General features: G+C 56.5%; 9 protein-coding genes. All 9 read right to left on the bottom strand.

Annotated elements, in window-relative coordinates; genetic code table 11:
- Window positions 1-20: 20 nt before the first annotated feature.
- The gene (locus tag AC4EYZ_RS15065) at window positions 21-1,739 is read right to left on the bottom strand and encodes a purine-cytosine permease family protein (protein ID WP_490203853.1); all 1,719 of its coding nucleotides are present in this window, start codon (window positions 1,737-1,739) and stop codon (window positions 21-23) included.
- A 131-nt stretch (window positions 1,740-1,870) separates the two neighbouring features.
- Entirely contained in the window at window positions 1,871-2,863 is a 993-nt protein-coding gene (locus AC4EYZ_RS15060) for a Gfo/Idh/MocA family protein (RefSeq protein WP_474191409.1), read from the bottom strand.
- Between the two features lie 55 nt (window positions 2,864-2,918).
- Window positions 2,919-4,076, bottom strand: coding sequence for a Gfo/Idh/MocA family protein (locus tag AC4EYZ_RS15055; protein ID WP_490203852.1), 1,158 nt, complete (start codon window positions 4,074-4,076; stop codon window positions 2,919-2,921).
- A gap of 34 nt (window positions 4,077-4,110) precedes the next feature.
- Complete coding sequence (locus AC4EYZ_RS15050) at window positions 4,111-5,274, bottom strand: Gfo/Idh/MocA family protein (protein ID WP_474191407.1); 1,164 nt, start codon at window positions 5,272-5,274, stop codon at window positions 4,111-4,113.
- A gap of 70 nt (window positions 5,275-5,344) precedes the next feature.
- A complete protein-coding gene (iolE, locus tag AC4EYZ_RS15045) occupies window positions 5,345-6,265 on the bottom strand; it encodes a myo-inosose-2 dehydratase (protein ID WP_474191406.1) in 921 nt (306 codons plus the stop codon).
- Between the two features lie 205 nt (window positions 6,266-6,470).
- Entirely contained in the window at window positions 6,471-7,973 is a 1,503-nt protein-coding gene (locus AC4EYZ_RS15040; RefSeq protein ID WP_474191405.1) for a CoA-acylating methylmalonate-semialdehyde dehydrogenase, read from the bottom strand.
- Window positions 7,974-7,998: 25 nt separating this feature from the next.
- Complete coding sequence (gene iolE, locus AC4EYZ_RS15035) at window positions 7,999-8,898, bottom strand: myo-inosose-2 dehydratase (RefSeq protein WP_474191404.1); 900 nt, start codon at window positions 8,896-8,898, stop codon at window positions 7,999-8,001.
- A gap of 88 nt (window positions 8,899-8,986) precedes the next feature.
- Window positions 8,987-10,837, bottom strand: coding sequence for a 3D-(3,5/4)-trihydroxycyclohexane-1,2-dione acylhydrolase (decyclizing) (iolD, locus tag AC4EYZ_RS15030; protein ID WP_474191403.1), 1,851 nt, complete (start codon window positions 10,835-10,837; stop codon window positions 8,987-8,989).
- A 51-nt stretch (window positions 10,838-10,888) separates the two neighbouring features.
- Entirely contained in the window at window positions 10,889-12,808 is a 1,920-nt protein-coding gene (locus tag AC4EYZ_RS15025; protein ID WP_474191402.1) for a bifunctional 5-dehydro-2-deoxygluconokinase/5-dehydro-2-deoxyphosphogluconate aldolase, read from the bottom strand.
- Between the last annotated feature and the right edge of the window lie 81 nt (window positions 12,809-12,889).

Here is a 12,889-nt window from a genome sequence, read left to right as displayed (position 1 = left end):
CGTCGTATCACTTCGTCCCTCTACCGAGTTCGAGGCGCTCGCCTTTTTTTCATCCACAGGGTCGCAGCAATAAAGTAGAGTACGGTTGGTACCACAATGAGTACTTGGAAAGTGTCTAAGTGCGCTGTGGCATCCACACCCTGGAACCAAGACCAGCCCGCTATACCCAAAATAGCCACTAAACACGCCACCGCTATAAGGTACCAAGGATTGCGCCTCTGCACTGGAAAGCGTTCCGGCGTATCTGCGCCCGGTTGCTCAGGTGGATTACGTGATCCATATGCCGCCTGATAGAAATCGATCTCCTCTTTCGCAATATCTCCCTGAAAACGGCACAGCAATGGATAGGCAATAAAGCTTGTCAGCCACACGGGGATAAAGAGCGTAAAAAGGTGTAGCGAGCCTTCAAACAAAAGTGCCACCCCAACCAGAATACCCATGCCCCAGGCCATAAACGCTGGCCGATTGTTGGCAAACCCCAGATGTTCACGCCAGAACGGGCGGATCTTCATTCGGGGCAGTAAAAAGTGCTCCGCCGCAATGATGGCACCCACCGGGGCAATCAGCATGATGAAGTAAGAGAGCACATTGAGCCACTGAGTAAACACAAAGGGGAAGCAGGCAATTAGTGTGGTTGCCACACCTGTAATAGCGGTAACCCGTACGCGGGAATGCTGAGTAAAAACCGCCTGAAAAGCGAGCCCCGCACGGTAGAGACTTGGGATCGACGTGGTCCAACCTGCGATCACTACCGCAATTAACCCCATGGCACCAAGAATCCTAAAAGAGACACCACCGGGATCCATTTGGGTAAGCTGAGAGCCTGCCAGAAGCGCCGCTGTTGCCCCCATTAAACCTGCACATACCCACGCCATATAGTGACCAATATACATACCGGCGGCGGAGAAGTAGCCATACGAGGATTTGCGGGCAAAACGCAGGATAGACATATCACTCATCCCCAAGTGCATCGGCAGGTTAGCGCCCCAGGCCCAGGCCGCAATCACCCAGACCGATATACCAGGGGCTCCCTCAGGCGTCTCTCCCGTCCAAACAAAAGTATCAACAACACCTGCCAGGGTGGTCAAACCGTCTAGCTCTCCCATGTGTAGCAGAACGGGAATCGTCACCACCCCACTGGCTAAAAACATGGTTGCCATCCAGGGAGAGCAGACGGTTGAAAAATTAGCGATTAGCTTGAACCCCTTGAGGGTCATCCACACGGTAATAGCGCCCACAAACAGCACCAGCGCTACGAAGCTAATGCTCTGGGGATACCATGCCGTTTGCGGCGGTATGGTCGTCACCACTCGGAAGGCAGACGCCGATACCGTAATCATCGCCCCCGACACCACGGCAAAAATCAAACCATTAAGAAGATTATAAATAAGCGAAAAGCGCTTACCTGCCAACCGCTCTAGATACCAGTAAATGGTCATGCGCGAGCGAACGGCCACCGGGCTACACACCAAAGCCCAAGAAAGCACGGCAAATAAGTTGCCAATGAGCAGGCCCCAAAGTAAATCGCTGGTACTAACCCCCAGCGCAACTAACGAGGCGCCGATGACAAACTCGGTGCCCGCTACGTGTTCGCCTGCGTAAGCCCCCAGAAAGTACTTGCCGCTTAATTGATGGCTTGCGGGAATTCGCTGATGCTCAAATTCTCCAGTCGGTTGTGATGTTGATGAGGGAGCGCTCTCACTTGCCGCCGTCGACAGCGCGGGGGTTGGGGTGCTCATGCGCATCTCCTGTTGTTGGGGCTATAAGCACTGAATGTTTTAAAGCATAAACAATCAGACTGAATGGAATTTATATTCTATAATTTTTAATAGCAAACATTTAATTCCATACTTTGGTCGACCTTTAATGCCTAATCCCACGTCAATGTGACCGGCATACGGCTCTGTAGCGACTTCGTGGCGGCATCAGCAATACGCTGGGCACGCAGTGCTGCATCGGCATTTGGGTAATCAACCCGTTCGCCATTGAGCCTTCGTACAAAGGTGTCTAGCGCTTCGTAGAACGTAGGTTCTATGCGCTTGAGCCAGTCAGCATGCAGACCATCACTGGTCTTCTTATCCCCTTTATAGATTGAAAGATGGCGATGAGGCTGACGCCGCGATTCGGCCATCCCCTCAGCACCAAACAGCTCTACGTGCTCGTCATAGCCATAGCCGGTGCGCCGCGTGCAATCGATCTGCACTAGAGCACCGGAGGCCATGCGCAGTGTGGCAATGGAGGTATCCACATCACCGGCTTCCCCTATGCGCGGATCAGAAAGCGCATCCCCCATCACATGCACCTCTACCGGCAAATCCTCGGTGAGCCAGCAGAGCAAGTCGAAAAAGTGGATGGTCTGATCACGCATCTGCCCGCCAGACGCCTCAATATAGGCCATCGGTGGGGTTTCCTGGGAGCGACAGGTCATCTGTACCAGCTCGATCTTGCCCAGCTCGCCTCTTACCACCACTTCCTTAAGAGAAGCATGGCTGGCGTCAAAACGGCGGTTGAAGCCGATCATCAGCGGCACGCCCGCCTCACGAACCGCAACGACCGCTTGCTCGGCTCTGCGAGTATCCAGGTCGATAGGCTTTTCACAATAGATTGCTTTGCCCGCGCGGGCTGCCTGCTCGACAAAGTCGGCATGGGTTGGGGTCGATGAGGCGATCAGTACAGCATCAATATCGGTGGTGAACACGTCTTCGATCGCGATGGCGTTTGCGCCATACTCAGCTGCCAGCGCCTGGGCTTTAGCCAAATCAATATCGGCCACAACATCAAGCGATACCTTAGGGTGGCGAAACAGGTTGCGAGCATGCAGCGAGCCGATAAACCCAGCACCAATAAGAGCAAAGCGTTGCATAAATGTACCTCTTAATTTTCAAAGCTCAGGCTTTCAATACCCAGGTTTTGCAAGCCTAGAGCGCGATAGTGACCCACTGGCCTTGTGTGTTGTGAGAGGCGTCAACGGCCTTAACAAAGCGTACGCCCAATAGTCCATCACGACTGTTCGGCAACGGTCGTGATGGACAGGCGGCCTGGCCGGTATCGCAATATCGCTCGATAACATCGGCAATGTCGCTATAAAGATTGGCAAAGGACTCGATAAACCCTTCAGGGTGGCCCAGCCCTATCCGCGTCAACCGGGCTTGGTCATCGCTCTGGCTATCATGTCCCTGCACACGGGTTTCGCGCCGGCCATCGGGGTATTTCAAGGTAAGGTAGTGCGGATCCATCTGACACCACTCCAGGGACGCCTTATCGCCAAACAGGCGGAAGCGTAAGCCGTGCTCGTGCCCCGTGGCGGCCATGCTGACCCACAGTGACCCACGTGCTCCATTGGCCAGACGTACCTGGATCTGTGCATCGTCGAAGACCCGCCGCCCCGGCACGCAGGTGCTAAGTTCTGCAGACACCTCGGTTACTTCCTGACCGCTGACAAACCGCAGCAGTTGGTGGGCATGGGTACCCAGATCAGAAATCAGGCTGGCCGTGCCGGACTGAGCCGGGTCGAGACGCCACGCGGCCTGCTTATTACTTGCATCGTCCTCTACTTTTGCGCATGCCCAGCCGGAGGCGTGCTCCACCATGGCAATACGCAACTCGCCAAGCGCCCCTTCTCGTACCAGATGCGCCGCTTCGCGCACCATGGCGTAGGCGCTGTAATTGTGGGTTAACGCGAAAACCAGCCCGCGCGATTCGGCCAGGGCGTGCAGGCGTTCTGCCTCATCCAGATCACCCGTCATGGGTTTATCGCAAATCACATGAATGCCTGCTTCCAGGAAGGCGCTGGCCACCGGGTAGTGACTATCGTTGGGCGTGACAATCACCACTGCCTCAATGCCTTCTTCCCGAGCGCTCTCCTTCTCCGCCATCTGCGCATAATCTTCATAGACACGGGCAGAATCGATCCCCAACTCTGCCGCGCCCTGGTGAGACTTCTTCAGTGAGCGTGAGAAAGCGCCGGCCACCAAGTCATAACGGTTGTCCAGCCGCATGCCCATTCGGTGCGCTTTAGCAATACCCGCGCCAGGGCCACCGCCGACCATGCCAATGCGTATTCTTGTTGATGCCATGTTGCTCTCCTTATCTCCAGGGCGTCTGCCAGGTTTAGATGCGTACCCACTGACGGCTATGGGCGGATTCATCCATAGCGGTGATGATGCGCTGGTTGGCGCGGCCAAAGGCAAAGTTGGGAAAGCAGTCGTCCTGGTTAGCGATGCCCTCGATCAGGTCGTGCACCTCAATCACCTTGGCGTCGAAAAAACCTAGCCCGCCACCGGCGAAATCAAAGCCAAAGAAGGCGCGGTACTGCGGCACCTGGGAGCCGGCCAGCAAGGTTTTGAAACCGCGGTCACGCTTATCGTCGTTCAAACGGTATACCTGCAGCTCGTTAAACCTCTCACCGTCCATATACAGAGTGCCCTCGGTACCGGAAATCTCCCAATACACGCCAAACACTCGGCCAGCCGCGAGGCGTGAACTTTCAATCACCCCGGCCGCGCCGGAGGTAAATTTAACCAGCGCCTGGGTCTGATCATCGTTTTCCACACGACGCATTTCTGCGTCTTTATCGACCTTGCTGGCATAACCGGCATCGCTGGAGGGCACTGGGCGTTCGGTAATTTGCGTCTGCGTCTGGCAGTTAACCTCTTCCAGGTCGCCCATTAAAAACTGTGCCACGCTAATAATATGCGCGCCCAGATCCCCTAGCGCCCCGGTTCCCGCGCCTTCACGAGAGCAGCGCCACGACCAGGGCAGATCCGGATCATTAAAGAAGCCCTGATCAAACGTCCCTCTGAACCGAATAGGTCGGCCAATCTCACCGGCGTCAATCAACTGCTTGGCCAGAAGCGCTGCCGGTGTTTTGATGTTGTTAAAGGCCACCATGGTTTTCACCCCCGCCCGCTCGGCCGCCTCGTGCATTTCGCGAGCCTGGTCATCACTCATGGCGAGCGGTTTCTCACAGTAGACATGCTTGCCTGCAGCGATAGCGGCCAGCGCCATTTCATGGTGCAGCGCGTTGGGGGAGGTAATATCGACCACATCCACATGGGGGTCATCAATGAGCTGGCGCCAATCGCCGTAACTTTTTTCGAAACCGAGGCGTTCCCGCGCGGCTTCAGCCACGTCGGCCCCTTGGTCAGCAATCGCGTATAGTCGCGGCGTTAATGGTAGGTCACGGTAGAGCATCCTTGCGCGGTGATAGGCGTCTGCATGCGCTTGGCCCATAAAACCGCTGCCGATCAAGCCAATATTGAGCGTCTTAGCCATGATAAAGTCTCCTGAAGGTAGTCGTGAGCGCCGCTTTTAGCACTCCGCTAAGAGGGGGTGATGCACTGAGTCAGCGGTTTTCAAACAGCTGTGCCATATGGCGATAAGCAATACCGGCCATCTCTTTTGGGGGTGCTTTACGCGGGTCTTGCTCAGCCTCCACGATCAGCCAGCCTTGATAATCAGCGTGGGTGGCAAACTCAATCAGGGGCGAAAAATCCAGGTAGCCATCACCCGGCACGGTGAACATGCCATCGCGCACGCCTTGATTGAAGCTGATGTCCTCGCGGCGCACTCGGGCCATGACATCTCCCCGGATGTCTTTGCAGTGCAGATGATTGATACGCTCGCCATGGCGTGCCAGCAGACTTGCCATATCACCACCCCCGGCCACCACATGGCCTGCATCGAACAGCAACCCCACTGCCTCGCCCGTATGAGCCATTAGCGCATCAATCTCGGCTTCATTTTCCACCACCATCATCAGATGGGCGTGATAACTCAGCGCAATGCCATGGCGCGCTTTAAGCGCCTCGGCAAAGCGCGTCAGCCGCTCGCCATAGGCCGACCAATCGTCTTTTGCTACGCTCGGCGTCTTCGACAGCGGTGCCTCGAGTGGCGCATCCCCCGGCATCAAGCCACACTCGCCATACACCATCACCTGGGCACCGCAGGCAGCCAGCAATTCTGCATGCTCGGCCACCGCCGCCAGTTCAGACTCCACATCGCGCTCGGCTAGAAACCCAGAGTACCAACCGCTCGCCAGAGCCAGGTCGTGCTCCGCCAATAACGGTTTGAGCACTGATGGGTCGCGGGGGAACTTGCGGCCCATTTCGACCCCTTGGTAACCGCAGGCAGCGGCCTCGTGCAGGAATGTCTCGACAGGGGTATCGTCACCAAACTCGGTGATCACGTCGTTTGTCCAACTTAGCGGGTTAATGCCTAACCGCAGCTGATGGGGTGCCAGTAGGTCAGCTATCGTATTGGCCATGTTGATCTCTTATCGTTGTTGTTTGAGTGCTTTAATTGTCGACGGCACGCACGGTATGCGTCTCTCTATTCCGTTGGGAACTGGTCGAGCAAACAAGTGCCGCCGAGGAAGGTTGGCTTAGGGGGGTGAGCAGGCTCGGTTCATTTGAAGACACCGGCGCCCAAGCCGCCGGTGCTGTCAGAATAACCTCAGGCTTTATTGGTGCTTAAAGCGTGGGCATCGTGAAGTGATTGGTCTCTTCACGGATACCGCTGGGCCAGCGTTGGGTAATGGTTTTCATGCGTGTGTAGAAACGCACGCCATCCGGGCCGTGCATATGCAGCGGGCCAAACAGTGAGCGTTTCCAACCGCCAAAGCTGTGAAACGCCATGGGCACGGGAATAGGGACGTTGACGCCGACCATGCCAACCTGAATCTGCTCGCAGTATTGGCGCGCGGCATCCCCATCACGGGTAAAGATCGCTGTGCCGTTGCCATACTCATGTGCGTTAACCATGCTGACCGCTTCATCGAAACTTGCCGCGCGGGCAATCGCCAGCACCGGGCCGAAGATCTCTTCAGAGTGAATGCGCATACCGGGCTTGACGTAATCAAACAGCGTGCCGCCAATAAAGAAACCATCACCGGCGCCGTCCACCGCCGTTTTGCGGCCATCTACCACCAGCTCTGCGCCTTCGTCCACGCCAGTTTGGATATAGCCTTTGACCTTTTCCAGGTGATCGCGAGTCACCAGTGGGCCCATATCGTTATCGGGGCCATCGACCAGGCCAGGCCCGACGCGCAGGTTCGCGAGTTCAGCCTCAAGCTTCTCGCGCAGCTTCTGGGCGGTCTCTTCACCCACGGGCACCGCCACCGAAATGGCCATGCAACGCTCGCCTGCGGAGCCGTAGGCGGCACCCATCAGTGCACTAACGGCTTGATCAAGATCGGCATCCGGCATGATCACCATGTGATTCTTGGCACCGCCCAGCGCCTGAACACGCTTGCCATGTTTTGATGCCGTGGCGTAGATGTACTCGGCAATCGGGGTAGACCCCACAAAGCTGACGGCTTGAACACGCTCATCGGTCAGCAGTACATCCACTGACTCTTTATCGCCATTGACGACGTTGAAGACGCCATCCGGTAAGCCCGCCTCTTTCAGTAGCTCAGCTAAGCGCATCGGCGTGGAGGGATCCTTCTCCGACGGTTTCATGACAAAGGTATTGCCACAGGCCAGCGCAATGGGGAACATCCACATGGGCACCATTGCCGGGAAGTTGAACGGCGAAATACCGGCGCACACGCCGAGCGACTGCATCATGGAGTAGCTATCAACGCCGGTGCCGACGTTCATGGAGTGCTCGCCCTTTTGCAGGTGCGGAATGCCACAGGCAAACTCGACCACTTCCAGGCCACGGGTCACTTCACCTTTGGCGTCAGAAAACACCTTGCCATGCTCTCGGGAAATCAGCCGCGCCAGCTCGTCGGTGTGCTCCTCCACCAGCGCCTTGAATTTAAACAGAATACGCGAGCGCTTAAGCGGAGAAATTTTCGACCAAGTGGCAAAGGCCTCATCGGCAACGCGCACGGCTTCCTGGGTCTCCTGCGCAGAAGAGAGCGCCACCTGCAGGCTCTGCTCGCCAGTGGCAGGATTATAGACAGGCGCGGTGCGGCCGCTTTGGCTCGTAACCGCCTGACCATTGATAAAATTACCTAAGATACTCATCGCTCAACTCCTCTTGGTGTTCGGTTTACGCATCCACGGTTAAACGCGCTTCGGCGCAGAAACGGCGTAAATTGTCATGCCCTAAACAGGCGTAGGTAAGCGGGTGGGCCACGGCAGGATCCTGCTCCGCCTCTACCACCATCCAGCCCGAATAGTCACTCTCCCGGAGCCCTTCAAATAAGGTGGTGTAGTCGATATAACCATCGCCCGGCACGGTGAACATGCCGTTCAGCACGCCGTCGAGAAAACTGAGATCCCGATTACGCACGTCCGCCAGTACGTCTTTGCGGATATCTTTGCAGTGCACATGATTGATGCGATCTGCGTACTTTTTCTGCAACGCCACCGGGTCGCCGCCCGCTGCCACCAGGTGCCCGGTATCCAGCAGCAGCCCAACCGAAGGAGCGGCTTCGGCCATCAGCCGATCAATCTCATCAGGCGTTTCAATCACTGTGCCCAAGTGGTAGTGGTAGGCGATTTGCACCCCTTGCTCCAGGCAGTAATTAGCTACCTGATTAAGTCGTGGAATAAATGTCTTCCAACCCTCCTCACTCATGCGCGGCGAGTGAGAAAGAGGCGTGTCACGCTCGCCGTGCACGCAGTGGGTCACTTCACAGAACACCATGACGTTGGCGCCCAGCGATTTGAGCAGGTGCAGGTGCGGCTTGAGTGCTTCAATCTCGTCCTCGGCACTGCGGGTCAATAATTCGCTGCTGTACCAGCCTGAGACTAACGAGAGGCCGTGCTTCTCAAGAATGGGCCCAAGCTTTTCTGGCACCCGGGGGAACTTATGGCCTAGCTCGAAGCCCGAAAAACCTGCCTGCTTACCTTCGGCAAGGCAGGTATCCAACGGTGTATCACCGCCTAATGCGGGCATATCATCGTTAGTCCAGGTAAGTGGGTTAATACCGAGTCTTACGCTCATGGCGGTCTCCGTTACTGTTGTTATTCACATTTAGAATGCGTCGTTATTAAAAGTGGGTCGTTCTTCCAAATAAGCAGAGGGCAGCGCCTTAAAGATTCTGGAATTGGCGCGCTTTGTACGCCTCATAGCGTTCGCGGGCCGTATTCACTTCGGCGCGTTCGGAAACCTCTGGCACCGCCACGTCCCACCAGGCACCACCGTCTTGGGTATCGGTCGAGCCATCGGTATCGATAGCAATCACGTAACTACGGTCAGCAGCCTTGGCACGCTCAAGCGCTTGTTCTAATTCCTGAATATTGCCGACCTGCTCGCTGAGTGCACCCAATGCGGCCGCATGCGCTGCAAAGTCGGTCTTGGGGGCACCTTCATCAACGCTCAAGCAGTCCTCCAGCATGTTGTTAAAGCCGGGCCCGCCGCAGAACTGCTGCAGGCGGTGGATGCATCCATAGCCACGGTTATCGAGAACTACAGCGACGATCTTGTGACCCAACATGACCGAGGTGGCAATTTCTGAATTGAGCATCAGGTAAGAGCCATCGCCCACCATCACAAACACTTCAGAGTCGGGCTTGGCCATCTTGACGCCGACGCCACCGGCTAACTCGTATCCCATGCAGGAGTAGCCGTACTCCATGTGATAGCCGCGATCAAACCGCGTACGCCAGAGTTTTTGCAGCTCACCCGGCAAGCCACCTGCCGCACACACCACGATGTCGCGCTCGCCCGCCGCGCGGTTAACTGCACCAACCACTTCTGCGTCGTAGGGCAAGTTGTTGCCGCGGTCGGCGGTCACCTTATCGACGGTCTGGTTCCAATCAGTGCGAAGTCCAGCAGCTTGCTCAACCCAGCTCTCCTCTGGCTGCCAACCCTCGAGCTCAGTGATCAGCTCCTCAAGGGTCAGCTTGGCATCGCCTACCAGCGCCTGCCCCTTGTGCTTAACCGCATCGAAAGAGGCCACATTGATGCTCAGCAGCTTGGCATTCGGGTTGATCATGGCGCGCGAGCCAGAGGCGAAATCCCCCAGCCGGGTACCGACGGCAATAATCAGATCCGCCTCGGCCGCCAAGGCGTTGGCAGCCGCGCCGCCGGTGACACCAATCGTGCCTACATTCTGGGTGTGATCCCACGGTAGTGCCCCTTTGCCCGCCTGGGTCTCTCCTACAGGCAGCTGGTAGCGAGAAACCCACGCATCAAGGGCGGTTATAGCCCCTGAGTAGTGCACACCGCCCCCTGCCACCACCAGCGGCTTTTTAGCCTGGCGGATAAGCTGAACCGCACTCTCCAACTCATGGCGATCTGCTGACTGGCGACGCTGCCGATGCACCTTCTCGGCAAAGAAGTGCTCGGGATAATCAAAGGCGAACGTTTGGATATCCTGAGGCAACGCTAGCGTGACTGGCCCACACTCAACCGGATCCGTTAGCACCCGCACCGCCTGGGGCAGCGAGGTGAGCAGTTGCTCGGGACGCGTAATGCGGTCAAAAAATCGGCTGACCGGTTTGAAGCAATCATTAGAGGTCAGTGTGTGATCATGGAAGTTTTCCACCTGCTGAAGGACAGGGTCAGGCATGCGCGTGGCAAACGTATCCCCAGGCAGAAATAGCACCGGCAGGCGGTTCACATGCGCTACTGCGGCAGCCGTCACCATGTTCGTCGCACCTGGGCCCGCCGAGGCGGTGCAGGCCATTACCTGCTGACGATTGAGTGTTTTGGTATAAGCAATGGCGGCATGGGCCATGCCCTGCTCATTGTGGGCGCGATAGGTGGGCAGATGCTCGCGCGCTTGATACAGCGCCTCGCCTAGCCCGGCGACGTTGCCGTGACCAAAAATGGCCCAAACTCCCGGAAAGAGCGGTTTAATCTCGCCCTCAATGTCTACTTTCTGGGCCAGCATATAGCGCACGACCGCTTGCGCCATGGTGAGTCGAATCGTGTTCATAGCCTTGTCACTCTTGTCATAAACTGGAATGCACTTGTCATATACTGGACGCTAGGCTGCGCGCTGGCGCATCTGCCAGGCATCAACCAGGGTCATATAATTGGCCAGCACCGCTTCAATCAGCTGCTCATCGTTATAATCGCCACGTAGCCAGCGGCGGCTTGGCTCACCAAAGATGGTGCGACCAACGGCAAAGCCTTTACACACATCGACGCCAGCACTATCCATTAACCCTTTTTTAAGCTCATCCAACGGCGCATCCAAGCCCAGCATCACAACACCGCGGCAGTGAGGGGCACGGGCTTTGAGTAACCTGCCAATACGCTGCCAGCTGTCTGGCGTTTGCGGCGGGAGTTTCCACCAATCGGGCTGCACGCCCAGATTGTAAAAACGCTGCATCGCATTGATGAACATATCGTCATCAGCCGCCAGGTCACGCGGCGGGATAATTTCCAGCAATAATTCATTGCCCGACTCGGCACAGGCGCGATAAAGCTCTATCACTTGCCTTTCCTGGACTTGCCGCAGGGCCACTTGATCTTCCGGGTGGTAGAAAACAAGGCACTTGACGATATGTTCCTTCGGCCATTGCTGAAGGCGTGAGCCGATACTGCGCCCGCCTTCCAGCTCTATGGGCCGGGAGCTAGGCAGCTCCACCGGCCGGGCGATCCACCAGCCTCGCCCGGTAACATCGTTAAGCGCATCCTGGCCGTAGGTATCGTCAATCAATACCCCCACGTGGCTGTTGCCCAATTGCTCGCTACCGCGCTCTGTCGCTTTCACAAGCAGTTGCTTCAGATAGGGAATCCTGGCGACCTCAGCCCCTTCTTCACGGGCCATATCAAAGAGCTGTTTGCGGTGATCAAACGCCATGATGCAGAGATCATCCCACTGCTGTGGATTGCGTTGAGTGGTCACACGGTGCAGGTAATTAAGCCGGGTATCCAGGTCTGGACGGGCAATGGACTCCGCTCTGGAGAGGTAATCGTCAAGCTCTTCGGCACTGGGGATCGCTGGCGCGCAGCCGTGGCGGGAGACCACCAGAGCACCACAAGCGTTGGCATATGCGCAGCTGCGTTCATGAGGTTCATTGCGCAGCCAGCCTCGCAAGAAGCCGCTCATAAAGGCATCGCCTGCACCCAATACATTCAGTACATCGACGCGCACCCCAGTGTGCACCACGAAGTCTTCTTCGCTATCGGGGATAACCCCGTCGAGCACCGTACACCCCTGAGCCCCCAGTTTGAGCACGATGGTGGCATCCGTGAGTTCGCGAATACGCTTCAGTGCGGTAAGAGTATCGGTACTGTTACCCGCGATATGCACCTCTTCTTCGGTGCCTACCACTAAATCGAGGTCAGGCAGAATCGTCTGTAAATGGCGGCTAACGCCTTCATCGGAAACGAACCGGGTTTCACCATCACCCAGCGTGGTTAACCCCCACAGCACTGGGCGATAGTCGATATCCAGGATTACCTTTGTACCTGCCGCTTTGGCGTACTCAATCGCCGTTTTGCTGGTTTTGTAGGTTTGTTCTGTAGAAAAGTGAGTACCAGTAATCAGCAGGGCGTTACTAGAGGCTATAAATTCGGGCTCGAAGTCACTACTGTCGACGGCCATATCGGCACAGTCATTGCGATAGAAGATCAGCGGAAACGTATCGCGATCTTTAATGCCGAGCACCACCATTCCCGTTAGCCGCTCTTTATCCGTGACCACGTGGCTGGTATCAACACCAGCGCGGGCCAGCTCTTCGCGTACGAAGCGACCCATATGTTCATCACCCACGCGGGTCAGCATCGCTGTTTTCAGCCCCATGCGAGCCGTTCCATAGGCGATATTGCCCGAAGAGCCCCCCAGGTACTTGGCAAAGCTGCTCATATCCTCCAAACGGCTACCCACTTGGTTGCCGTATAAGTCAACAGCCGCTCGACCGAGGCAGATTAGATCCAGTGTCTTGGTCTTATTCATGGCATCACATCCTACGTGTAGCCAGTCCCTAACCCAGCGTCACTTGTAAAGAGAAGCAGCGTTGCCGTGGATTTTCAGGAA

Source organism: Vreelandella sp. 162(4c) (genome assembly GCF_058152265.1).
This window is presented reverse-complemented; position numbering and strand designations above follow the sequence as displayed.